The organism is Gordonia sihwensis (assembly GCF_029632925.1).
Taxonomy (GTDB): Bacteria; Actinomycetota; Actinomycetes; order Mycobacteriales; family Mycobacteriaceae; genus Gordonia; species Gordonia sihwensis.
The window spans coordinates 654,104-678,020 of the sequence record NZ_CP121248.1; the positions used below are offsets into that span (position 1 = coordinate 654,104).

Sequence of the window (23,917 nt, forward strand, 5' to 3'; positions counted from 1 at the left end):
ATATTGCAGGTCAACGACGGCGCCTCGCCCAGTTTGTGAGGTGAGACACGAAACCGCAGGTAGCGTCCGATTTCCGGAGTTCGGGGTGGAGCTCACGCGCGGTGTGTCTCGCGCGGCTTGCACCTCACGCGACGTGAGGTTGCATGGTGGAGACATGGCGAACGTGTCGAAGCGGTGGAGCGCCGGTCAGGTCGCGGAGACGAGCGGACTGACGGTGCGGACCCTGCATCACTGGGACGAGATGGCTCGCCCCGCTACGGGTGCTGTCTGATCAACTCCGGCGCGTCGATGCGGAACTGATCGCTCTGGGCCGGTTGCGGGAACGACTGGCCGCAGTGGTCGCCGCCGGGGACGCCAGTGTCGAGTGCGTCGACCCTGCGGAGATGCTGCGGCTCATGCGAGCGGCTCGCACCGGCGCGGGCGAGGTGCTCGACCGCCACTTGAACGGGGAGCAACGCGAGCGCCTCGCTGCCGCAGCGGCGGAGACCGGTCCGGGCCTGGCCTACCGGACCGAGATCGAATGGCCTCATCTGTACCGACGAGTCGAGGAATTGCGCCTGTCCGGTGCGACCGCCGACGACCCGCGCGTGCAGAAGCTCGTGAGCCGGATGGAAGAACTCTCCGTACAGGTCACGGGTGATGACGCTGAGATCAGCGCCGCAGTGCGCGGCGCGTGGCGGGATGATCCTGCGGGCATGTCGGGGGGCCGCACAGGTAGCGGACCCGTGGCGTGCGTTGGCGGAGTTCGTCGATCACGCGCGGCGCGTCCACCTACCCGACGCCGCCGCCGGCGACGGCTCATGAGCTCGTGGCCCGGTGCGGGCTCGCTCCTCCCGCTGTTCGTGCCCCTGGTGATGCTGCTGATCTTGGCTGGTCTCGGCGTGATCGCGTGGGCGGTGCCGATCAGCGTGGCGGTGGCGTGCGCCGTCTTCTCATCGCTCGTCTGTTGGCGGAAGCGCTTCCGGGGATGCGGCCGTGAGAACGAGTGAGGCCAGGTCGAGGATTTCCTCTGACCTGGCCTCACTTCTGTGGAGCTAAGGGGAATCGAACCCCTGACCTACTCGATGCGAACGAGTCGCGCTACCAACTGCGCCATAGCCCCTGAGCGTCTTGCCGACGACCGGAGATCAGTCTAACAGGACGCGAACGCCGGTACGCAAAGCCCCTGCGTCGAGGGGCCGCGTACCGGCGTCCAACGGTGGCCTATCCGCCGAAACCGATGGTGATGGCGACGTGCAGGAGGTCGCCGCCGAAGACGGTGAAGTCGTTGAAGAACTGGGTCAGAGCGGGGAACATGTGTTCGCCTTTCGGTAGGAGTTGGCCGCATCGGGCGATGCCAGAAAATCGTTACACAACCGGTCGAATCGGTATCTCTATGCAGACCCGAATCACATTCACCTGCGGTGGTGGCTACGAACACAGTGCCGTTCGTGCATGAAAGAAAGTGCGTTTTACCTGCGGGTTTGCTGTGAATATCTGGTGCGCGCCGCGCTCCGCGGAGATCCGGACACCCGAAGTTAACCTGACCTCACTTCTGGTTAACGCACGGGGCGCCGGGGAAGTCTTGAGTGGCAGTCGAGACTCGCTGGTTCCGGTGTCCGAGGCGCCGTCTACTCTCGCGCATGTGGGAATGACGAGGAGGCCGCGACGGACAGCTCTGGCAGTCGCCTCCGGAGCGCTCGTCGCCGGCCTGGTGTCCGGATGCTCGCTGCCCGCGCCCGCCGCGCAGGCTCCGGCAACTCCCTCGGTGACGCGCTCGCACGTTCCCGTACCGGTGTCCCCGTCCGGGGCCGTCGAGCCGGAGACGCAGGCGCCCGCTCCCGTGGGGACGGCGCGGGCCGGGCTGGCGCGACTCGCGGTCAAGGGGCGGGCGCCGAAGACGGGGTACGCGCGCGCCGAGTTCGGTCCGGCATGGACCGACGACCAAACCGCCGCCTGGGGTCGCAACGGGCTGAGTACGCGGGAGGACATCCTCTCCCGCGATCTGACCGATGTGACGTGCAAGGTCCGCGGCACCTCGCCCCGCGTGCCGCCGTGCGTGGTGCAGTCAGGGACTCTGCACGACCCGTACACCGGCTCGGTGGTCGAATTCGTGCGCGGGAACAAGACATCGGCATTGGTGCCGATCGACCACGTCGTGAGCCTGGGCGACGGGTGGCAGAAGGGCGCACAGCAGTTGAGCCGGGCCGAGCGGATCGCCTTCTCGAACGATCCGCTGAACCTGATCGCCTCGACGCGCGCCCCCAACTCCGCCAAGTCCGACTCGGACGCGGCGTCCTGGCTCGTGCCGAACAAGAGCTTTCGCTGCGCATACGTGGCGCGGCAGGTGGCGGTCAAACTCAAGTACCGCCTGTGGGTCACCGGCGCCGAGAAGGACGCGATCTCCCGGGTTCTCGAGAAGTGCCCTGATCAGCCGCTGCCGACCGAGTCGGACGCCGTGCGCCGCACCTACGGTTGACGGCGAGGTCTTATCGCCGAGTGGGGTCGTCGACGCCGGAAAGTGGCGTGACCATTCGGACGGCCGAAATCCACTGATCTGGAACACATTCCGCGCCATCGGGTGCTACCGTGCGCCGGTCTTCGGGCGAGTTGTCCAGAACTCAGCGGCGAGTCGGAGCCGGTGCTAGTTCAAATCACATGAGTCACACCGCGGTCTTCCGTGCGGAGACGGCGGCGGGATCACCGCTCGATGTCTTTCAAGGGGATGGCATGCATTTGACGCCGCGTGAGCTCGACAAGCTGACGATTCTGAATCTCGCGATGGTGGCCGAACGTCGAAAAGCCCGCGGGCTCAAACTGAACCACCCCGAGTCAGTCGCGATCATCACCGCCGCCGCACTCGAGGGCGCTCGCGACGGCAAGACCGTCGAACAGGTCATGAGCGAGGCCGCCAACGTCCTCACCGTCGACGACGTGATGGAAGGCGTCGGCGACATGATCACCAAGGTCCGAGTGGAAGCCGTGTTCACCGACGGCACCCGTCTCGTGACGGTCCACAATCCGATTCGTTGACCACCACTCGGCGAGCTTACGAAGGGTAGCGCAGCATGGCCTCGGAGAATTCGACGAACGACGATGGGGTGCCCTCGGGAGTCCCGGTGGGCGGGTACGTCCTGCGGGACGAGCCGATCGAGCTCAACGTCGGGCGGCCCCGACAGAAGATCACCGTGCGCAACACCGGTGACCGGCCGGTCCAGGTCGGATCACACTTCCACTTCACGGAGGCGAACCGGGCACTCGAGTTCGATCGGCCCGCCACCTTCGGATGGCGCCTGGACATTCCGGCGGGCACCGCGGTGCGATTCGAGCCGGGCGACGAACAGGACGTGACGCTGGTTCCGTTCGCCGGCAAGAGCCGGGTGTACGGGTTCAACGGCATCGTCAACGGCTGGGCTCCGGTGCGCGACGTCTACCGGCCGCGCTATCAGCACGTGGTGGACCTGCTCGAGCAGCGAGGCTTCAAGTCCGCGCCACAGCCCGCACAAGCCCGTACGTCAGAAATTGAGGACAAGTGATGACCAGCATTTCTCGGAAGGATTACTCGGGACTCTTCGGTCCGGTCGCCGGCGACAAGATCCGCCTCGGCAACACCGATCTGTACGTCGAGGTGGAGAAGGACCTCCGGGTCATCGGAGACGAAGCCATCTACGGCGGAGGCAAGACGCTGCGCGACGGTATGGGCCAGGACCCGTCGTCGACGAGCGACACCGGCGCCCTCGACATCGTCATCACCAACGTCGTCATCATCGACGCCGAACTGGGCGTGGTGAAGGCCGACGTCGGTATCAAGGACGGCAAGATCGCCGGTATCGGCAAGGCGGGCAACGCGTCCACCATGCACGGAGTCACGCCGGGCCTGATCACCGGGCCGGCCACCGATGCGATCTCCGGCGAGCAGTTGATCCTCACCGCGGCGGGCCTCGACTCGCACGTCCACATGATCTCGCCGCAGCAGTCGTACACCGCACTGTCCGGCGGCATCACCACGCTGATCGGCGGCGGCGTCGGTCCCACCGACGGAACCAACGGCACCACGATCACCTCCGGCGCATGGAATCTGGAGATGATGCTCAAGGCCAACGAAGGTCTGCCGGTGAATGTCCTGCACTGCGGCAAGGGCAACTCGTCGCGGCGTCCGCCGATCGAGGAGCAGCTGCTCGCCGGGGCGGGCGGTCTCAAGATCCACGAGGACTGGGGTTCCACACCGGAGGCGATCAAGACGGCGCTGGCCGTCGCCGACGATTACGACATCCAGGTGGCGATCCACACCGACACGCTGAACGAGGCCGGCTACGTCGAGGACACCATCGCCGCATTCGACGGCCGGACGATTCACACCTATCACTCGGAGGGCGCGGGTGGCGGTCACGCGCCCGACCTGCTCCGCGTGACCGCGGAACGCAATGTGTTGCCCGCGTCCACCAACCCGACGCTGCCCTACGGGATCAACTCGCAGGCGGAGCTGTTCGACATGATCATGGTCTGCCACAACCTGAATCCGCTGGCGCCGTCCGACGTCGCCTTCGCCGAGAGCCGCGTCCGCGCCGAGACGATCGGCGCCGAGAACGTGCTGCACGACATGGGCGTCATCTCGATCGTGTCGAGCGACTCGCAGGCGATGGGCCGGATCGGCGAGAACTGGCTGCGCACCGTTCAGATGGCCGATGCGATGAAGCGGTCCCGCGGCAAGCTGCCCGAGGACGCGCCGGGCAACGACAACTTCCGCGTGCTCCGCTACGTCGCCAAGGTGACGATCAATCCGGCGATCACCTTCGGTCTGGCCCACTCGGTCGGTTCGATCGCCCCGGGCAAGATGGCCGACCTGGTGCTGTGGGAGCCGGCCTTCTTCGGCGCCAAGCCCCGCACCGTCATCAAGGGCGGAGTGATCAACTGGCATGCGATGGGTGATCCGAACGCGTCCCTGCCGACCCCGCAGCCGGTGATGTACCGCCCGATGTACGGCGCCTACGGGAAGACCCTGCAGGAGACGTCCGCGACCTTCGTCTCCAAGGCGGCGTACGAGTCGGGGATCGCCGAACGGTACGGACTCGAACGCCAGGTGATCCCCGTCCAGGACACCCGTGAGATCAGCAAGGACAACATGGTCCGCAACGACTACATACCCGACATCGAGGTGAATCCCGAGACCTTCGCGGTCACCGTCGACGGCGAGCACGCGTACGTCGAACCGGCCACCCACATCAGTCTCAACCAGCTGTACTTCTTCAGCTGAACTTCATCAGCTGACCGCACCCGCTACCGACCGTATTACGGAGGCAACTCTTCATGAAAAGTCCGGCGACCGGGCTCAACGTCGTGGAGTCGATTCTCGGCAACGAGCACGACGACGAATGGAAGGCGCGGTTGGCCGACGCCGACTGCGACTACGTCTTCCTCGACCAGTGGGAGGCGCAGAAGTCGCGGCTGCGGCGGACCACCGCCAACGGCGACGAGGTGGCCGTGTCGCTGGACCGCGGCGTGCAGCTCCGCGACGGCGACGTGCTCGAATACGACGAGGACGCAAAGACCGCGATCATCGCCCGGATCACCCTTCAGGACGTGATGGAGGTGGACCTGAGCCAGGTGGCTGGACGCGACGAGAACACCGTGATCCAGACCTGTCTGGAGCTGGGGCATGCGATCGGCAACCCGCACTGGCCCGCCGTGGTCAAGGGCGTCAAGGTGTACGTGCCGCTCACCGTCGCGCAGCCGGTGATGAACTCGGTGATGCGCACGCACGCACTCGAGGGCGTGGTGCACCGGTTCATCCCCGGCGCCGAGGTGATCCCGTACATCGCGCCGCACGAGGCTCGACGGCTGTTCGGCGGTGCGGCCCGCGAGGGCGGGGGCCACACCCACACGCATCCGCACGGCCACGCCGGTGACGACCACTGACGTGACCGAGACCGGCGCCGTCCCCGACATCACCCGCTTCATGCGGGCGATGCAGTTCTCCGACACGATGCTGCCGGTCGGCTCGTTCTCCTTCTCCAACGGCCTGGAGACGGCCGTCGCCGAAGGCCTGGTCACCGACGCCGAGAGCCTGCGGCAGTTCGTGCAGGTGTGCGTGAAGCAGGGAGCGTCCTGCGACGGCATCGCCGTGCTGCACGCGCACCGCGCCGCGCTCGCCTGCGACGACGCGGGGCTCGCGGATGCCGACTTCGCGGTGATCGAGCGCAAGCTCAACGAGGAGGGCCGCGTCATGGTGACGCGGATGGGCCGCAAGCTCGCCGAACTGGGACTCCGTCTGGCGCCGGAGTCGGCGCCGATCGCCGACTGGCTCGAGCGGATCAAATCGGGCGAGGTGCCCGGCACCTATCCCGCCACCCGGGCCCTGGTGCTCGCCGAAATCGGTGCCGGCGAACAGGAGTCGTTCGGCATCCACCAGTACGGCGTCGCCGCGACCGTGGTGGGAGCGGCGCTGCGGGTGGTTCGCGTGGACCACATGGACACCCAGCAGATCCTCTTCGATGTCGGCGCGACCGCCGACGAGGACTACCACGCGGTGAAAGACCTGAGCTTGGACGACATGTCCACGTTCGCTCCCATGCTCGACATCTTCGCGTCGATCCACGTCCGATCGCACGTACGCATGTTCATGAATTGAGGACCCAATGAAGAAGACCACTCGCATCGGCGTCGGCGGACCCGTCGGCTCGGGCAAGACGGCACTGCTGGAGGCGATCACGCCGCACTTCGTGGAGCGCGGCACCAGCGTGCTGATCATCACCAACGACGTCGTCACCACCGAGGACGCCAAGCACGTGCAGAAGGCGCTCAAAGGGGTGCTCATCGAGGAGCGGATCGTCGGCGTCGAGACCGGCGCGTGCCCGCACACCGCGGTGCGGGAGGACCCGAGCATGAACCTGGCCGCGGTCGAGGAGATGGAGGCGACCTTCCCCGACGCCGACATCGTGTTCATCGAGAGCGGCGGCGACAACCTGACGCTCACCTTCAGCCCGGCCCTCGTCGACTTCTTCATCTACGTGATCGACGTGGCCGCCGGCGACAAGATCCCGCGCAAGAACGGTCCGGGCATCGCGCAGTCGGACATCCTCGTCATCAACAAGACCGATCTGGCGCCGTACGTCGGCGCGGATCTGTCGGTGATGGAACGCGATTCGGCCGCGCAGCGCAACGGTAAGCCCTTCGTGTTCACCAACTGCAAGACCGGAGAGGGTGTCGAAGAGGTCGTCGACCTGATCGCCCACGGAGTCCTCTTCGACTCCGTCGGCGGCTGACCGAGGCCGTGGGCGCCGTGGACCTGCCCGAGCTGGCGATCTACCAGGATCAGCCCAGACAGGCCCGGGTGGGCACCCCCGGAAAGATCGGTGCGTTGCGAATGCGATTCGAACAACGGCGTGGCAGAACCGTTCTCGCCGACCTGTACCGCCAGACGCCGCTGCTGGTGCAGCAGGCCCTGTACTGGGACGAGGCCGTCCCCGACATGGCGTGCGTCTGCATCGTCTCCACCTCCGGCGGAGTGGTGCAGGGCGACCGCCTGTCGGTCGACGTCGTGGCCGAGACCGATACGCGCGTCCACATCACCACCCAGTCGGCCACCAAGGTGCAGCAGATGGACGCCAACTACGCCGTGCACGCGCAGACCTTCGTGCTCGGCGACGGGGCCTACGTCGAGTACCTCCCGGGTTCGACGATCCCGCACCGCAACTCGCGGTACGTGGTGACGAGCGACATCGAGATCGCCGAGTCGGCGACCCTGCTGTCCTCGGAGATCGTGCTGTCCGGCCGCAAGCACCACCGCGCCGACGAGGTCTTCGGGTACGACGTCTTCTCCTCGCTGATGAAGGCGCGGCGCCCCGACGGGACGCGGTTGTTCACCGAGAAGATCCTGATCGAACCGCAGCGCAGCCCCATCCGCCATCCCGGCGCCATGGGGCGCTACGACGTCTTCGGCAACGTTGTCGTGCTGACCCCGCCCGAGCACGCCGAGGCCATCCTGGTCCGAGTGCCGACCGGCCTCATCGACGGCGCCTACAGCGGCGCTAGCCGGCTCCCCGGCGACTGCGGACTCATCTTCAAGGTGCTCGGCGTGGAGCGCCAGCCCGTCACCGAACGGGTCCGGGCCTTCTGGTCGATCGTGCGCGAGGAAGTGCTCGGTGCACCGATCGGCCCCGCACAACCGTGGCGGGGCCAGCAGTGACGACGGCCGCGGCTCACCCCGCCCGCGGTTTCGCCAACCCCCTGCAGGAGGAGCCTGCAGACTCCGACAAGCCGAGGAGACGAGTGAATGTCTGAACCTTCAGCGAGCGTGCTGGCCGCCGGAGCGTCCCTGGAAGTGAGTCCAGGTGACACCGGCTGGGTGCTGATCTGCGCGGCCCTGGTGCTGTTCATGACACCGGGTCTGGCGCTGTTCTACGCGGGCATGGTCAGCAAGCGGAACGTGCTGACGATGATGCAGCAGAACATCGTGCCGATCGGAATCGTCACTCTCACGTGGGTCGTCATCGGATACACCCTGGCGTTCGGGCCGTCGAAGGGCGGGGTCACCGGCGATCTCGAACTGTTCGGGCTCTCGGATCTGGGGTCGGTGCCCACCAACCCGCGTCACGTGGTCGACGCCGCGACGCATCTGGCGATTCCGACGCTCGCCTTCGTCGCCTACCAGATGATGTTCGCGATCATCACACCCGCGCTGATCACCGGCGCGGTGGTCGGCCGGTTGAAGGCCTTCGGGTGGGTGGTGTTCCTGATCGCCTGGTCGGTGGTGGTGTACCCGCCGATCACGCACTGGCTGTGGAACCCGGGCGGCTGGCTGGTGAAACTCGGAGCGCAGGACTGGGCGGCGGAATGGTGGTGCACGCGTCGGCGGGAGCCGCCGTGGTCGCGTTGCTGCTGGTGCTCGGCCGGCGGAAGGTGTTCGGGAACCGCGCTCCGCTGCCGCACTCGATCCCGTTCGTGATCGTCGGCGCCGGAATCCTGTGGTTCGGCTGGTTCGGGTTCAACGCGGGCGACGGCCTGCGCGCCGACGGGCTCGCCGCGCAGGCCCTGCTGAACACGCACGTCGCCGGTGCGGCGGCACTGGTGGTCTGGCTGTTCATCGAATGGGTCCTGACCCGCAAGGCCACCGTGCTCGGCGCGGTGACCGGCGGCGTCGCCGGACTGGCGACGATCACTCCCGCGGCCGGATACGTCAGCACCGTCAGCGCGTTGGTCATCGGCGTGCTGGCGGGCGCCGTCTGCCACCTGGCGCTGCGGCTCAAGGACGTCTTCAAATACGACGACGCGCTCGACGTGATCGCCGTCCACTTCGTCGGCGGCGTTCTCGGCACCCTCGCCGTCGGTTTCTTCGGCAGCCGTGAGATCAACGACTCGGGCCACGACGGGCTGTTCTTCGGGGGAGGCGGGGCACTGCTCGGACACCAGGTGGTGGCACTGCTGGCGGTCATCGGCTACTCGTTCGTCCTGACGCTGATCATCGCGCTTCTCATCAAGTGGACGGTCGGGCTGCGGGTGGACCCGGCCGACGAGGACCGCATGGACGAGGTGGAACAGGGGGCCTGCGCCTACAACGACGACGAGTCGGTGACGGGTTCCACGTCGGTCCGGCCGACGGCCGGCAGCTGACCCGCAGCGTCGTCCGACAGGTCCAGCACGCATCGGCTGCGCGCTCGCACGAGCGCGCGGCTGTGGCTCACGAGTGCGACGCCGACCCCGTCGCGCGCCAGCGCGCTGATCACCTCGACGACGGCGCATGCCGAGATCGGGTCGAGCATCGCCGTCGGCTCGTCGCACAGCAGGTATCCCGGACGCTGCACGACCACTCGTGCCAGGCAGGCGCGCTGGAGCTGACTGTCGCTCACTTGTGGCGGGAACCGGTCGAGAAGATCGAGGGCGAGCCCGGCGCGTTGCGCCGCGACGGCGGCGGCGGTGTCGCGCTCGGCGCGCCTGCCGGCGATCCGCGCCGGTTCGGTGATGGTCTGGGCCAGGGTCCATCGGGGATCGGCCACCTGTCGCGGATGCTGCGCGAGCATGGCGATCGATCCCGGCCTCGGACGGACCGATCCGTCGTACGTGACCGATCCGCGAGCGGGCCGGACCAGGCCGGCGAGAGCCCGCAGCAGCGTGGTCTTGCCGCTGCCCGACCGCCCGAGGACACCGGTGATCGAGCCGGGACGGACGTCGACGTCCACGTCGCTTACCACCTCGACACCGTCGTAGCAGACGGTCAAACCCTTCGCCTCGATCACCGGACCTCCTGCAGGAACTGCGCGATGTACTCGTCGTCGGTCAGTCGCGTCGTCGCGTCCGCAGAGTACGCAGAGTACGCAGCGTCCGCCGCGTCCGACGCTGACGTGGAGGCGAGGCCGTCGAACTCACCGGCTGAGAACCGGGCGAGCAGTCGGCCCTCGCGCATCACGGCGATCGCATCGCAGACGCCGACCTGCCGGAGGGTCTCGATGTCGTGGGTGACGACGAGGACGCCCGCGCCGTCGGCCGCGGCTCCGGCGAGCAACCGCCAGGTCGCCGCGGCCAACTCGGGGTCGAGCGCCGAGGTCGGCTCGTCGGCGACGAGGACTCGCGGCCGGCCCGCGACGGCCGCGGCTATCGCCGCACGCTGCGCCATCCCGCCGGACACCTCGTGCGGATACCGGTCCAGCGCCCGCGCCGGATACGCGACCGCGTCGGCCAGTTCACGGACCGAGCGGTCCGCGCCCAGTACCGTCACCGTCTCGGACAAGTGGCTTCCGATGGTCCGCACCGGCGTGAAGCTCGTGGCCGGCGACTGCGGGACCAGGCCCACCTCTCGTCCGCGTACCCGATGCCACGCCGAGTCGCGAGGGTCCAGCGTGCGGTCGCCGATCCGCACGCGTCCGGTGGCGACCGAGCCGACGGGGAGCAGTCCGCACAGAGCCGAGGCGACCATCGACTTGCCGCAGCCGGATTTGCCGATCAGCGCCGTGACCGTGCCGGGTGCGAGTTCGAGCGAGACGTCGTCGAGCACGCGCACCGCGGTGCGCCGCCGGCCCCGGTCCGCGGACACGTCGACCGTGACGCCGGCCAGGGAGGCGACCGCGGCCGTCACCAGACGCTCCCGGCCGGCGGTCGGTGACGCCGCGCCACCAGTGTTCCCAGGCGCGTCACCGCGAGCGCGGCGGCGATCAGCGCCAGCCCCGGCACCACCAGCGTCCACCACGCACCGGTGAGCACGTCGCCGCGGGCGTCGTCGAGCAGGGTGCCCAGGCTCGCCCGATCCGGCGACAGACCCACGCCGAGGAACGACAGTGTGGTCTCGTGCCAGACCGCGTGGGGCAGAAGCACCACCATCGCGACCAGGGCCTGCCCGGTCACCGCGGGCACCATGTGCCGGGTGGCGATGAAAGTGCGGCCCGCGCCCGCGAGCCGCACCGACTCGATCCATCCCGCGGTCTGCAGACTCAGGAGTTCGGTGCGGACCACACGAGCCACCGCGGGCCAGTGGGTCAGCGCGATGGACGCGATGATCGCGAGCGGGGCGCCCCGCCACATCGCGGCGATGACCACCCCGAGCACCAGATGGGGAAGGGCGTTGACACCGTCGACCAACCGCATGGTCAACGCGTCGAACCAGCCGCCGAAAGCGGCCGCTCCCACGCCGACGGCGATGCCGATGGCGGTCGACACCAGGGCGCAGATCGCGGCGATGAGCAGGGAGATCTGCAGGCCCTGAGCGGTCCGGATCGCCAGATCGTGGCCCGAATGATCGGATCCGAGCAGGAAATCGTGTCCGGGCGCGGTCAGCGCTCGCGCGAAGTCGGGCTGCTGCGGGCCCGCGACGAGCGGCGCGATCACCACGACGGCGACGGCCGCCAGGCCCGCCGCCAGCCATCCGGTCCGGCCGGGGCGCAGCTTCACTCGCCCGATCATGCGGTGAGCCCGATCCTCGGGTCGATCCAGGCGGCGGCCGCATCCGACAGCGCCGAGCCGACGATGACCAGCACCGCCGATCCCAGGGTGAGCGCGGCGAGCAGCGGGAAGTCGAGTGCGACGGCCGAATCGACGAGTGCCTTCGCCAGTCCGGGCCAGCCGAAGACGGTCTCGACGATCGCGGCGCCCGCGATCAGTTCGGGCAGCCGGGTCCCGATCAGTGCAAGCGTAAGCAGCACCGACACCGGGAGCACGTGGCCGCGCAGCAGCCGCATCCCGCTGATCCCGCGCGCACGCGCCGCGAGGACGGCATCCGAGCCCGTCGCCTCGACCACCGAGGCCCGGGTGGTCAACAGCAGCCACGGGATCATCGACACGGTCAGCGCCACCGTCGGCAGCACGCCGTGCGCGAGCAGATCCGACGGCGAGTAGCGGCTGCCCGGGGTTCGCGCACCCGAGGACGCGAACCAGCTCAGACCGACGGCGAAGACGGTGACCAGCACCAGCGAAACCACGAACGGCGGGACGGCGGCGAGAACGGTGGCGCCCGCGGTGCAGCATCGGTCGAGCAGTCCGCCCCTCCGCATGCCCGCCACGGTCCCGACCGACAGTGAGATCACGGTCGCCAGCGTCAAGCTCACCGCGGCCATGCCGAAGGTGAAGGGCAGGCGTTCGGTGAGCGCCGTCGCGACCGGCTGGGACAGCGTCGAGGACCAGCCGAGGTCGCCGCTGAGTACATCGCGCCACCACTGCCACCACGCCGACCACCAGCTCTGATCGACGTGATAGGCGGCGACGGTGGCCTCACGCTGAGCCTGCGTCGCGCTCTGATACCTGCTGCCCAGATACGCGGTGAGGGGATCGAACGGTGATGCCGCGGCCAGCGCGAAGATGCCGAGCGAGATGAGGCCGACGGTCGGGACCCCGATGAGGGCGCGGCGCACGAGCAGTCGGCCCGCGCGGCGCGTCCGGGATCGGCCGGCGCGCGGTTCGGGCGGTTCGTCGATCGGGGCCGGTCGCCGTACGGCGGGCCGGTTCGGCGCGATGGTCATCGTCTCACCGCCGCCAGGACGGCAGGTTCCACCACGGCCCCCACACCACCCCGTGAGCATGCGGTTCCAGCACCGGGGGATCGTAGCGCCAGCCGTCGTCGCGAACGGCGTAGGTGTGATGGACGAAGGCGAGGAACACCGAGGACGGCACCTCCCGGTACAGCCGCTGGATCTCGCGGTAGCGGGCTTCGTTCGCCGGCCCCGGAGCGCTCGCGCGCGCCTGTTCGAGCAGGCGGTCCATCTCCGGAGAGCCGAAGTCGCCTGGATTGGAGAACGGCGACGCACCGGGCGTCCGGGTGTGCAGTGCGGAGTAGACCTGGGAATCGATTCTGTACAGGAACTCGCCGCCGGCCAGGAGCACCGCGTCGTCGGCGAGCCGGGATTCGGTCTCGTCCCAGCTGGCGCCGTGCGGATCCACGGAGATCCCGACGCGTTTCACCGCGGCGGCGAACGCGACCGCCAGGTCGCGACGGAGGGTGTCGTCGGCGGGGTAGAGCAGTGTGAACTCGGCCTTGTCGCCGCCGCGCCGGCGGACGCCCGACGGCCCGCGGACCCACCCGGCGCGGTCGAGGATCGTGCCCGCGCGAGCGACGTCGACCGTGAACTGGGCGGCGGGCTCGTAGTTCTCGCCGTAGACCGCCGAGATCGGGGTGGCGGCAGGGGCGCCTCGACCGCCGAGCACATCGTCGACCAGCGCACGGCGATCGACCGCGAGATTCATCGCGAGCCGGGCGGCGACGTCCGCCGTGAACGCGTTCTGCGAGGGCAGACTCACGCTGCGCCAGTCGGCGGAGTCGGCGTCGACCACCGTGACGCCGGATCGGTCCGCCAGACTGTTCGCGAGTTTGGGCGGCAGGTTCGCTCCCGACACCTCGCCGCTGACGATCCGTTGCGCCCGGGCGTTGTCGTCGGGCGTGTAGGTGTAGACCACCTTCTTCAGGGCGGGCGCCGACCCCCAGTAGTCCTCGCGCGCGACGAAGGCCGCTTGATCGGGCTGCAGGGATTCGAGTCGGTACGGGCCGGTGCCCACCGGATGCCTGCCGATGTCCCAATCCGCGGCCGGACGGTTCTCGACCTTCTCCGAGGGAACGATGCCCAGCAGCAGATACGGCGACGGATCGGCCTCGCCGGTCACGTGGACGGTCACCGCGTGCGGACCTTCGGCCGCGACTTCGGAGATAGGGCCGATCGCCGCGCTCACCGACGAGGCGACCGCGGGGTCGGTGAGCGCGCGGTAGGTGGCGACCACGTCGGCGGAGTCGAGTGCCGAGCCGTCGGAGAATCGGACGTCCTCGCGCAGCGGCAGCCGCCAGACCCCCGGGCTCACCGCGCGCGGGGGCTCACTCGCGAGCGCCGGCACCAGGTCTGGTACCCGGGAGCTGTCCGCTGCCGACGGCCGGAGGAGACCCTCGTAGAGGGGCGAGACGCCGAGTGTCCCGTAGCCGTCGAGGGGGTTGTAGCCGCCGAGCTCGACGGCGTCGGCGAGGACGATCTGGCCGGTGCCTCCGGCGTCGGACGACGTGCACCCGGCGAGGCCGAGGACGAGAGCCGGAACGAGGACGAGGGCGGGACACAGGAGGCGGCCGGTGCGCATGGAGCTGTGCCTGACGTCGAAGGAGGACGGGACATGTGTGTGAACTGACATATGTCGAATTGAACGTGTATCAGAGATTCGGCGGCGCGGCCGGATTCGCGGAAACGATCGACGGACCCGTCGCGGGCGCGGCCCCGACCGTGATGGAATGACCACACGAGTTCGAGAGGAAATGCGCATGGCGGAACGGTCTGCGCAGTCGCGGGAGCGGCTGACGCCGAGACAGATCGAGATCTGGTCGACCCGTTTCGCTCTTCTCGGTGATCCCACCCGCCTCGCGCTCCTGGTGGAGATGCATCGCGAGCCCGATCTGGCGGTGGCCGAACTCGCCGAGCGCGTGGGGATCACCGAGAACGCGGCATCGCAGTCGCTCCGTGCCCTCCGCGACAGCGGGTGGGTGCGGACCGCCCGGGCCGGGCGCCGCGTGCGCTACTCGATGATCGACGACGCCGTGGTGCACCAGATCCTGCACGACGTAGTCGGGATCGCCCACGTACACGGCCATCCGCACAGCGCGCGACATCCGGGCGCGGGCGGCGACTGACGTCGCGAGGTCCCCGACACCCGCCGGTCGCTCACAGGGTCAGGGCCAGCCCCAGCAGGCACGCGACCACCGACCCGGCGAGAGTCGACGCCTGATAGATCACCGCGCGGGGTGTCAGACCGAAGAACAGGGTCTCGTACATCGAGGTGGAGAACGTGGTGAACCCGCCGCAGAAGCCGGTGGCGATGATGACGTTCCAGTTCGAGTCGAGCGAACCGGTGGTCGCCCACCCGGCGATCAGACCGATGAGCAGTGAACCCAGGATGTTGATGATGGCGGTCGGACCGATCGCGGTGGTCAGCTTGCGTGTGCGCATCAGCGCGTCGAGGACGAAGCGGGTCACGGCGCCGAGCCCGCCGCCGACCATCATGGCGAGGACGATCACGGTGTCGCCTCCGCGGGCTGCGGGACGCACCGGCGCGCGGCGGCGACCCCCACCGCCACCGCGATCAGTCCGATGAAGACGCTCGCCGCGGCGTACCCGGCAGCCAGATACGGGAAACCGTCACGACCGAGGTCGGAGAGGTCCAGGGCGAAGGAACTGTAGGTGGTGAGGCTGCCGCAGAAGCCGGTGCCGACCCCGAGCCGGATCTTCTTGCGAAGACCCGCGTCCGGCCCCAGTCGCAGCAGCAACTGCAGCAGGAAACCGAGAATCAGTGCGCCGGCGATGTTGACGGTGAAGATGTCCCACGGCCACCGCCCCTTGCCCGACGGCAGATTCTCCTCGGCGAGCCACCGGACGAAGGTGCCGGCCATTCCGCCGAGGAACACCCAGATCACGCCGGTGCCGCGTAAGGCGTCCGGTACGTGCATGCGCTCTGACATGTCGGTCCCTCACCCCCGTAACTGTCGTGAACAAGCGAATCCTATAAGACGCGAGGCCGGTTTCGGCCGAAGCCGCCGATCGCGAATCCGGCTCGCGCGCAACGGGTGACTGACCGCCGCGCCGGGTAGCGTGGACATGTGACCCACACCTCATCTGCATCTGCACGCGGCGGTGCGTCCGGACTTCCGAGCGGCGGTTCCCCGGTGGTCTCGACCACCGCCGGGCGTGTCCGCGGAAGGATCCGCGGCGGCGTCGCCGCGTTCCTCGGAATCCCTTACGCCGCACCGCCCGTCGGGGCCGCCACCTTTCAGGAACCGCGTCCGCACGAGCCGTGGGACGGCGTCCGCGACGCCACCTCCTACGGTCCCACCGCACCGCAGGTCGGGTATCCGGCACCGATAGCCGCGATCCTCGACAACGTCGTCGAACTCGGCGACGACTATCTGAACCTGAACGTGTGGACTCCGGATCCTTCGTCCGAAGGTCGACTGCCGGTGATGGTCTGGATCCACGGCGGTGCCTTCGCCCGAGGATCGAACCGGATCGCGATCTATGCCGGCGACACGTTCGCGCGTGACGGTGTGGTGTGCGTCGGCGTCAACTACCGTCTGGGAGTTCCGGGATTCGGCGCCTTCCCGGACGCGCCGGACAACCGGGGACTGCTCGATCAGATCGCGGCGCTGGAGTGGGTGCGCGACAACATCGCCGCCTTCGGCGGCGATCCGGCGAACGTGACGATCTTCGGTGAGTCTGCGGGGGCGATGAGTGTCGCGTCGCTGCTGTCGTCACCACGGGTCACCGGCCTGTTCGGGCGGGCCGCGATGCAGAGCGGCAACGGCATCACGGTGGCCGACGTCGACGACGCCCGGAAGGTGACCGCGCGACTCGCCGAGCGGCTCGGAGTCCCCCATGCCGCAGCCGCGTTCGGCGAGATACCGACGGCGGATCTGCTGAAGGCGCAGACTCAGGCGGTCCTCGAGTTCACGATGAACCCCGACCCGGAGATCTGGGGCAAGACCGTCACCGACATCGGCATGGGCATCATGAACATTTTCCCGGTCCTCGACGGCGAGATCTTGCCCGACATTCCGCAGAATCGGATAGCCGACGGCGCGGGCGCGGGGATCGGGCTGCTCGCCGGCTGGAACGCCACCGAGTTCCGGTTCTTCTTCGCTCCGACCGGAGTGCTCGAGGCGGCGACTCCCGAGATGGCGCGGGCGATGCTCTCACGTGCCGGAATGCCGACCGCACTGCTGGACGAACGGCTCGCCGACGGGGTGAGCGCCGGGGATGCGTTATGCGAGGCGATCACGGCGATCGCCTTCGCCGACCCCACCAGAGCACTCGCCGAACTGCGTCCCGAGTCGCCGACATACCTCTACGAGTTCGCCTGGGAGAGCCCCGTGTGCGACATCCGGGCCGGACACGCCGTCGAGCTGCCCTTCGTCTTCGATCACCTGGAAGCGGCTCACGCGCTCACCGGACCGGACCCGGACCAGTCGGTCGCCGACGCGATGCACGCGGCGTGGGTGCGGTTCGCGAAGACCGGAGATCCCGGATGGGCGCGGCACACCGAAGCCGCCGATCCCCACGTATTCGGCTGAGATCCCGATGGGCCTCCATGGGCCTCGGCGGAGTCATCTTCCGGGCGTCACCAGGCTCAGCCCCTCCTCGATCCATCCGCCGACGACGTCGAGGGCGTCCTGCGCGGCGTCGATATCCGGGGCGCGTTCGATGTACGGGGGCGGACAGCGCCCGGCCACCACGGCGGCCATCGCCCGCATCGCCCCGGAACCCTCGTCGTCGAGATAGCCCGAGTGCGCGGAGCGTCCCGCTACCGGCGTGCCGTCGCTGTAGTTCCCGGTGTCGAGCCGTGTCACACCCGGCGCGGTGTCCGGATCGCCGCCGTGGACCGATGAGCCCATCTGCTGCCAGTACTGGATCGGGTCACCGGGCGGGGTGAGCGAGTACCGCTGGACGTGCGGCTCGGCGTTGTTCCAAGGCCGGTCCTCCACACCGGTGCCCGCCGACGAGGCGTACACCACGCGATCGGATCGCAGCCCCGACTGTTCCGCCGTGCCGACCACGGCTCCGCCGTACGAATGCCCGATGACGGTGGTCTTCAGGTCGAGCCCCGACGCGTCGATCTGCCGGTCGAGCGCCGCGGCGAACTCCACCAGGCCCGGCGCCATCCGGCGTGCGGGCTCGGCGTCGGAGGCGGTGCCCGCGATCGGGCTGAGATCGGCGTCGATCAATTTCTGCGGCAGCGGGCCGTCGGCGTAGACGATCACCGGTGCGCCGCTGGCGTGCGACAGGTTGGCTGCGCGCCGCCGATAGACGTCGACGCTGTGTAACCCGGTTCCGGTGCCGGGGACCAGCACCGCCGCGCCGGTGGCGTCCGCTGTCAGATCTCCGACGAGTTCGATGAACCGGCCGTCTCCCACGTCGCGGAAACCCAGAAAGGTCCGCGGAACCGACCTGCCGGGATGCAGCGGGTCGGGTGCGGGACGCAGGAGGGCGCGCAGCTGTCGGGCTTTCGCACCGTCGCGCCGGCCGGCCGCGACTTCGGCGTCGAGCGTCCGCTGAATCGAGATGGTGTTGGCCTCCGCGCGGTCGGCGAAGTCGATGCCGTTGAGGTTCCCGACAACCTCCGGCACGGAATCGATGAGATTGCGTCGCTGCGCCGGAGCGAGTGATTCCCAGTACCGTTCCACCACGTCCGGCGGCATCAGGTCCAGCAGTCGGCCCGCTTCGGTGGCCTCAGCGTATCCGCCGATCGGGAGGGGCACCACGTTCCCCGACCCGTCGAGGTGCCGCATCAGCATCGTGAGCCTGCCGCTCAGCGCGGTGTCGGCGGCGTCGGCCTCAGTGAGGAGGGCGGTGATCCGCTCGGTGAGATAGTCGGCGTCCGCGCGACGTCGAGGATCCGGGTGGGCGACGGCGCCGTCGTCGCCGATGTTGAAGCCCGAGCTCCGCGCCGTGCGGATCTGGCCGACGATGCGGTCGCGCACCGCGGACAGCCGTCCGTGTCCCTCTCGCGTGGCGTCGGAGAGGTCGACGAGCGTCCGCTCGAATCGATGCAGCGCCGTGACTTCGGCGTCGACGCGGTGCCCGGCACTGGTTCGGGTCACTCCCGACCAGGTCGGATCGAGGTCGAAGGACCGGCGGACGGCATCGGCGGTGTTGGCGACGCTCTCACCGCCGACGTCGAAAGCGGTGGCCGTGGCCAGCAGGGTCTCCGGACGCCATCGGAGAACCTGGGCGACGCCGGTCACCGCGGCCTCCGGAGGGCGGCGAGGTCGGCGGCGCAGGCCCGGTCCGACTCCACCGTCGTCGTGTTGAACTTCTCGAGCGCCGCGGCCGAGCCGGCGAGGTGCCGTGAGAGGGCTGCGGCGGCGTCGTGCACCGCTGCGGCGCACGCTCGCAGTGATTCCGCCGACCGGCTGCCCGCCAGAGACAGATCGCCGGCCGCGCAGTCGAGGCCGGCGATCTCATCGCTGGACCGTCGCCAGAGGGCGACGATGCTGTTCAGTTGATCGGGAGTGATGCCGAATCCCATGGACGCCTCCGAATGATCGAGATGAACTCTTCATTCGTTAGACGCACGCGGAGCTTGTTCGGCTCCATCGTTCATCCACAGGCCGGCGTGGCCCGTCTCCTCTCGGGTCAGGCCGGGACCGGTGCGGTTCCGGGCCGGGGGAGGGCGCCGGCCTCGGCGTCCGCGAGCAGATTCGCCACGGTTTCGCCGGAGTCGGTCTTGTTGGTGCCGATGAATCCGGTCGGGCCGCGCTTGATCCATCCGGTCACGTACAGGCCCGGAATCGCCTCGCCGTTCTCCACCACGCGGCCGGCGACGTTCGCGACCGTGCCCTTCTCGTCGTCGAAGGGCAGACCCGGAACGGGGCGACCGCGGTAACCGATGGCCGTGAGCACCAGACCCGCGTCGATCACCGACTCCTCGTCGCCGCCGGTCTTGACGAACCGGACTCCGGAGGCATGCCCGTCGCCCAGGATCTCCACCGGGGTGAGCTCGAACGACAGCCGGATGAAGGGCTCGGCGGGCTTGCTCCGCTGCGAGATCTCCCGCAGTAGATTCACCTTGGCCGCCACCGTCGGGTCGTCGATGTTCGTCGCGTCGACACCGGACAACTCGGCGGGATCGACCCACACTCGCGCGGGACCGTCGGCGAGGCCGATCAGCTCCGGGAGCGTGAACGCCGCGTGCTCGGGACCGCGGCGCGCCACCACAACCACTTCGCGCAGATTGGATGCGCGCAGTGCCGCCAAGGCGGTGGGATCGATCGTCGTCGGTGCGAGCCGATCGGTGTCGGCGGTGAAGATCCGCGCGACGTCGAGGGCCACGTTGCCGTTGCCGATAACGACCGCTCGCTCGGCCGAGAGATCCGGTGCGGCGTACGCGAAATCGGGGTGGCCGTTGTACCAGCCGACCACCGAGGTGGCGCTCTGCACGCCTTCGCGATCCACACCGGGGATCTGCAACGGCCGGTCGGTGGGTGCTCCGCCCGCCCACAGCACTGCGTGGTGAGCACTGCGGAGCTCGTCGAGCGAGACGTCGCGGCCGATCTCGGTGTTGAGCAGGATCTGGATGTTCGGATGACGCGCGATCTCGTTGAAGAGGTCGGTCACCGTCTTGGTGGACAGGTGATCGGGCGCGACGCCGAAGCGGACCAGACCGAAGGGTTCCGGCAGACGCTCGTACACCGTGACCCTGACCTGGCGATGCTTCAGAAGCTCGTCGGCGGCGTACATGGCCGACGGTCCCGAGCCGACGATCGCGATGCGCAGTTCGTCGGGTGTCGCGCCGCCCAGCGCCGCGGGCTTGACGATGGGCGCCATCGGCAGCCGCCAGTCGGTGCGGACCGGGAAGCGCGTCTCGGTCGGCGCCGGATCCGGGTAGTGACCGGCGTTCACGTCGGCGAAGCGCGCGGCCTCCTCGGGAAGTCGGTGCCCCGGGACGATCGCGCCGACCGGGCACGCGCTGACGCACGCACCGCAGTCGACACACGTCGACGGATCGATGTAGAGCATCTCCGAGATGCCGAAGTCAGGCTCGTCTGGAGTGGGATGAATGCAGTTGACCGGGCATGCGTAGACGCACGAGGCGTCGCCGCAGCAGGCCTGCGTGATGACGTGAGGCACTGTTGTCTGTTCAGCTCGCGTTGTAGGTGGGCTCGCTGCGGTAGCGAGAGGAACGGCCGTCGATGCCCATCGCGCGCCACACCTGGCGGGAGGCCGGGTTCATCAGGCCACACTGCTCGGCGAGCATGCGGACGTCGCCGAACACGCCGGACAGGAAGATCTGCGACTGCTCCGACTTCCAGAAGATGTCCTTCATGACGCTCTTCGGCACGTCGAACTCGCGCTCGAAGTCCTTCGGCGGAACCACGATCGCGCTGCACAGCACGCGCATGACGATCGGCATCGCGATCGACAGTGCGAACTTGGTGATCGGGCCCTTGCGGGGGACCGTGTTGCGCAGGTGGTTGTGCGCGAACGAGATGTGCCGGGCCTCCTCGGCCACGTGGAGTTCCATCACCGCGGACATCGCGGGGTGCAGTTCCTCGCGTGCGCGCAGGAAGTCCTTCTGGATGTGGTCGATCGGCTCTTCGCCCGCCAGGACGCCGAAGTAGAAGATCGTCGGCCAGAAGGTGGAGAACAGCGGGATGATCGGCGATGCACGGCGCAGCCACCAGCGCATTCCCTTGGTGTCCATGCCGATGCGGTTCACCAGCTCCTGGAACATGAGGGTGTGGTTGCACTCCTCCTTGGCCTCGTGAGTGGTGTAACGGAACCGCTTGTCACCGTTCGGGAGGCGGTCGGCGTACTGCATGAGGCCGCGGATCAGGATCGACTCGAACTGAAGACCGACCTTCGCGACATTGGCCTGGCGCCACATGCCGATCTTGATCTGCTTCTCCTTGGGGAGGCTCTGGTACCAGGGATGCCGGCCGATCGGGTCCACCTTGTACGAGAGGATCCACCGCGGATCGTTCGGGATCACGGCCATGTGCGGCGCGTCCCAGTCGATGTCGATGTAGGGGTCGAAGTTGCGTCGGACCGACGCGGTCGAGAGGTCCTCGAGGACCTGCTGGTAGTCGGTCCCGGTGTCCTGCTTGGCAGGCGGTGTGTACGTGGTGGGCCGGGGCTGCGTGGACGTCATTGTCTTCTCCTGACTTGCGTCGGTGGACGAAGGCCGCCGAAGTAGAACTTGTTGTCCCAAGCGTCGCACCGCAGCCCGATCTTGTCAATGTTCGATGGCACAGTCAGCGTGGACATATGGCGGTGTCGCGGGTCACACCGCCGGCAAGGGAGAATGACCGCGTGGAGATCGTGGGAATCGTCGTCGTGTGCGTGCTGGCGGTCGCCGGCGCCAACCAACTCGCCCCCCGCGTGCGGATCGCCGCGCCGTTGCTGCTGGTCGGTTTCGGGGTCGCCGTGAGCTACCTGCCGGGAGTCCCGCCTATCTGGGTGGATCCGGAGGTCGTGTTGATCGGCGTGCTTCCGCCGCTGCTGTACGCCGCGGCCGTGGCGCTGCCCGCGATGGACTTCAAGCGCGACTTCCAGGCGATCAGCGGACTGTCGATCGTGCTGGTCGTGATCAGCGCGCTCCTGCTGGGACTGCTCTTCATGCTGATACTGCCGGATGCGGATTACGCCACCGGCGTGGCCCTCGGTGCGATTCTCAGTCCCACCGACGCGGTCGCGACCACCACCGTCAAACGGGTCGGTGCGCCGCAGCGGCTCATCACGGTGCTCTCGGGGGAGAGTCTGTTCAACGACGCGAGCGCGCTGGTGGTGCTCCGCGCCGCGATCGCCGCGATGGCGGGCGGACTGTCGATGGTGGGCGTGGCCCTCTCGTTCGTCTGGGCGATCATCGGCGCCGTCATCGTCGGCGGCGCGGTGGGCTGGGTCTTCATCGTCGCCCGCGCGCGCATCTCGAACGCCGCGGTGGCGACGGCGGTCTCGTTCACCGCGCCCTACATCGCGTACGTGCCGACCGAGATCATGGGCGCCTCCGGACTGGTGGCCGCGGTGGCCGCCGGACTGGTGACGGGCCGAGGGTCGGTGCGCAGGCTCACCGCGGCGCACCGGCAGTCGGACCAGCAGACGTGGCGAACCGTCGAGTTGCTCTTGGAGGGCGGCGTCTTCCTGCTCATGGGACTCGAACTGAAGGCCCTGGTGATGGATGTGACGGCGAGCCACGAAAGCGTCATCCACGCCTTCTGGCCCGCGGCGATCGCGTTCGTGCTGTTGATGGTGATCCGGTGGGGATTCGTGATGACCCTGGTCGCGGCCATCTCCCGGCGGTCGCGCAGGGTGATCGCCCGGGAGCCGATTCTCGAGCAGATGCAGGACCGACTGGGAGATCCCGACGCGGCCGCCGACCGGCTGACGCGGCGGTTCCAGCGCCGGATCGACCGGCGGCTCGCGGACATCGAGTACTACCGGACCGAGTCGATCGGCTTCCGCGAAGGACACGTGGTGGTCTGGGCGGGGATGCGCGGTGTCGTCACGCTGGCCGCGGCGCAGACCCTCCCCGCCGACACGCCGTACCGTTCGCTGTTGGTACTCGTCGCCTTCGTCGTCGCGACCGGGTCGCTGATGATCCAGGGCAGCACGCTGGGTGCGTTCATCAAATGGATGAGGCTGCCCGACCACCGTGCCGACGCGGCGCGTGAACTGCAGCGGCTGAACCGGGAGATGGCCTCCATCAGCGTCGAAGTGCTCACCGACCCCGCTGTCTGTTCCGACAGCATGCTCGCCCGCAATGTGGAACAGGTGCGCTCGCTGGAGGCCTCCGACGACGGCGACCCCACCGGCGACGTCCTGGACCGGCGTCTGCGCAACGCGGTCGAGATGCGGCGCGTCCGACGCGTCATCATCGACCGCCAGCGTGCCGAACTCATCGATCTCCGCGACCGCGGGGCCTACAGCTCGGAGGCCCTGACCTCCGCGCTCGCGCGCCTCGACGCGGAGGAGATCAGCCTCGACGCGCAGGCGAGCCGGTGAGC

The 23,917-nt window shown here is 68.7% G+C and carries 23 protein-coding genes, 1 tRNA gene and 1 pseudogene; 13 read left to right on the forward strand and 12 right to left on the reverse strand.

From position 1 onward, the window contains the following. Positions 1-260: 260 nt before the first annotated feature. The gene (locus P5P27_RS03295) at positions 261-989 is read left to right on the forward strand and encodes a hypothetical protein (protein ID WP_045540197.1); all 729 of its coding nucleotides are present in this window, start codon (positions 261-263) and stop codon (positions 987-989) included. 40 nt (positions 990-1,029) lie between these two features. Here P5P27_RS03295 and P5P27_RS03300 read toward each other — a convergent pair. Continuing rightward, positions 1,030-1,102, reverse strand: a tRNA-Ala gene (locus P5P27_RS03300). Between the two features lie 528 nt (positions 1,103-1,630). Here P5P27_RS03300 and P5P27_RS03305 point away from each other — a divergent pair. The 9 genes and pseudogenes from P5P27_RS03305 (at position 1,631) to P5P27_RS03345 (ending at position 9,588) form a co-directional block, all read left to right on the forward strand. Continuing rightward, the gene (locus P5P27_RS03305; protein ID WP_081598052.1) at positions 1,631-2,458 is read left to right on the forward strand and encodes an HNH endonuclease family protein; all 828 of its coding nucleotides are present in this window, start codon (positions 1,631-1,633) and stop codon (positions 2,456-2,458) included. A 251-nt stretch (positions 2,459-2,709) separates the two neighbouring features. Beyond that, complete coding sequence (locus P5P27_RS03310) at positions 2,710-3,012, forward strand: urease subunit gamma (protein ID WP_006894743.1); 303 nt, start codon at positions 2,710-2,712, stop codon at positions 3,010-3,012. Positions 3,013-3,047: 35 nt separating this feature from the next. Then, positions 3,048-3,515 carry an urease subunit beta gene (locus tag P5P27_RS03315; protein WP_006894744.1) on the forward strand — a complete coding sequence of 156 codons (468 nt, stop codon included), beginning with the start codon at positions 3,048-3,050 and terminating at the stop codon, positions 3,513-3,515. After that, positions 3,515-5,233, forward strand: coding sequence for an urease subunit alpha (locus tag P5P27_RS03320; RefSeq protein ID WP_278126361.1), 1,719 nt, complete (start codon positions 3,515-3,517; stop codon positions 5,231-5,233). The genes P5P27_RS03315 and P5P27_RS03320 overlap by 1 nt, the downstream gene beginning before the upstream one ends. Positions 5,234-5,286: 53 nt before the next feature. Further along, positions 5,287-5,895 carry an urease accessory protein UreE gene (locus P5P27_RS03325; RefSeq protein ID WP_062367635.1) on the forward strand — a complete coding sequence of 203 codons (609 nt, stop codon included), beginning with the start codon at positions 5,287-5,289 and terminating at the stop codon, positions 5,893-5,895. After that, a complete protein-coding gene (locus P5P27_RS03330) occupies positions 5,882-6,607 on the forward strand; it encodes an urease accessory protein UreF (RefSeq protein WP_233500102.1) in 726 nt (241 codons plus the stop codon). Before P5P27_RS03325 ends, P5P27_RS03330 begins: the two co-directional genes overlap by 14 nt. 7 nt (positions 6,608-6,614) lie before the next feature. Continuing rightward, positions 6,615-7,241 carry an urease accessory protein UreG gene (gene ureG / locus P5P27_RS03335; RefSeq protein WP_006894749.1) on the forward strand — a complete coding sequence of 209 codons (627 nt, stop codon included), beginning with the start codon at positions 6,615-6,617 and terminating at the stop codon, positions 7,239-7,241. Positions 7,242-7,249: 8 nt separating this feature from the next. Continuing rightward, on the forward strand, positions 7,250-8,164 hold the full coding sequence (locus P5P27_RS03340) for an urease accessory protein UreD (protein WP_278126363.1): 915 nt from the start codon (positions 7,250-7,252) through the stop codon (positions 8,162-8,164). 189 nt (positions 8,165-8,353) lie between these two features. Further along, a pseudogene (locus P5P27_RS03345) lies at positions 8,354-9,588 on the forward strand (ammonium transporter). Here the strand turns inward: P5P27_RS03345 and P5P27_RS03350 are convergent. The 5 genes from P5P27_RS03350 to P5P27_RS03370 are packed head-to-tail and all read right to left on the reverse strand — an operon-like array spanning position 9,528 to position 14,565. After that, on the reverse strand, positions 9,528-10,211 hold the full coding sequence (locus P5P27_RS03350) for an ATP-binding cassette domain-containing protein (RefSeq protein WP_278126364.1): 684 nt from the start codon (positions 10,209-10,211) through the stop codon (positions 9,528-9,530). The pseudogene P5P27_RS03345 and the gene P5P27_RS03350 sit on opposite strands and share 61 nt — an antisense overlap. Beyond that, the gene (locus P5P27_RS03355) at positions 10,208-11,047 is read right to left on the reverse strand and encodes an ATP-binding cassette domain-containing protein (protein ID WP_278126366.1); all 840 of its coding nucleotides are present in this window, start codon (positions 11,045-11,047) and stop codon (positions 10,208-10,210) included. Before P5P27_RS03355 ends, P5P27_RS03350 begins: the two co-directional genes overlap by 4 nt. Next, complete coding sequence (locus P5P27_RS03360; RefSeq protein WP_278126368.1) at positions 11,044-11,868, reverse strand: ABC transporter permease; 825 nt, start codon at positions 11,866-11,868, stop codon at positions 11,044-11,046. Before P5P27_RS03360 ends, P5P27_RS03355 begins: the two co-directional genes overlap by 4 nt. Further along, entirely contained in the window at positions 11,865-12,920 is a 1,056-nt protein-coding gene (locus P5P27_RS03365) for an ABC transporter permease (protein ID WP_278126370.1), read from the reverse strand. Before P5P27_RS03365 ends, P5P27_RS03360 begins: the two co-directional genes overlap by 4 nt. Positions 12,921-12,924: 4 nt before the next feature. Beyond that, positions 12,925-14,565, reverse strand: a complete 1,641-nt coding sequence (locus P5P27_RS03370; protein ID WP_278126371.1) for an ABC transporter substrate-binding protein — start codon at positions 14,563-14,565, stop codon at positions 12,925-12,927. Positions 14,566-14,692: 127 nt separating this feature from the next. Here P5P27_RS03370 and P5P27_RS03375 point away from each other — a divergent pair, with 127 nt between their 5' ends. After that, complete coding sequence (locus P5P27_RS03375; protein WP_278126373.1) at positions 14,693-15,058, forward strand: ArsR/SmtB family transcription factor; 366 nt, start codon at positions 14,693-14,695, stop codon at positions 15,056-15,058. Positions 15,059-15,089: 31 nt separating this feature from the next. Here P5P27_RS03375 and P5P27_RS03380 read toward each other — a convergent pair whose 3' ends face one another. Beyond that, on the reverse strand, positions 15,090-15,443 hold the full coding sequence (locus P5P27_RS03380) for a fluoride efflux transporter FluC (RefSeq protein ID WP_006894758.1): 354 nt from the start codon (positions 15,441-15,443) through the stop codon (positions 15,090-15,092). Next, positions 15,440-15,883: a FluC/FEX family fluoride channel gene (locus P5P27_RS03385; RefSeq protein WP_006894759.1), complete on the reverse strand. Its 444-nt coding sequence runs from the start codon at positions 15,881-15,883 to the stop codon at positions 15,440-15,442. Before P5P27_RS03385 ends, P5P27_RS03380 begins: the two co-directional genes overlap by 4 nt. A 204-nt stretch (positions 15,884-16,087) precedes the next feature. Here P5P27_RS03385 and P5P27_RS03390 point away from each other — a divergent pair, with 204 nt between their 5' ends. Beyond that, a complete protein-coding gene (locus P5P27_RS03390) occupies positions 16,088-17,488 on the forward strand; it encodes a carboxylesterase/lipase family protein (protein ID WP_045537749.1) in 1,401 nt (466 codons plus the stop codon). A gap of 33 nt (positions 17,489-17,521) precedes the next feature. Here the strand turns inward: P5P27_RS03390 and P5P27_RS03395 are convergent, their stop codons facing one another. From P5P27_RS03395 to P5P27_RS03410, 4 genes are all read right to left on the reverse strand, one after another. Beyond that, positions 17,522-19,159 (reverse strand): alpha/beta hydrolase, encoded by a 1,638-nt coding sequence (locus P5P27_RS03395; RefSeq protein WP_006894761.1) that lies wholly within the window; start codon positions 19,157-19,159, stop codon positions 17,522-17,524. Beyond that, entirely contained in the window at positions 19,156-19,443 is a 288-nt protein-coding gene (locus P5P27_RS03400; RefSeq protein WP_062367626.1) for a hypothetical protein, read from the reverse strand. The genes P5P27_RS03395 and P5P27_RS03400 overlap by 4 nt, the downstream gene beginning before the upstream one ends. A 107-nt stretch (positions 19,444-19,550) precedes the next feature. Then, on the reverse strand, positions 19,551-21,044 hold the full coding sequence (locus tag P5P27_RS03405; protein WP_278126376.1) for an FAD-dependent oxidoreductase: 1,494 nt from the start codon (positions 21,042-21,044) through the stop codon (positions 19,551-19,553). 10 nt (positions 21,045-21,054) lie between these two features. After that, positions 21,055-22,065 carry an AurF N-oxygenase family protein gene (locus P5P27_RS03410; protein WP_006894764.1) on the reverse strand — a complete coding sequence of 337 codons (1,011 nt, stop codon included), beginning with the start codon at positions 22,063-22,065 and terminating at the stop codon, positions 21,055-21,057. A 161-nt stretch (positions 22,066-22,226) separates the two neighbouring features. Between P5P27_RS03410 and P5P27_RS03415 the strand changes: the two genes are divergently transcribed. Then, entirely contained in the window at positions 22,227-23,915 is a 1,689-nt protein-coding gene (locus tag P5P27_RS03415; RefSeq protein WP_062367669.1) for a cation:proton antiporter, read from the forward strand. Positions 23,916-23,917 lie beyond the last annotated feature (2 nt).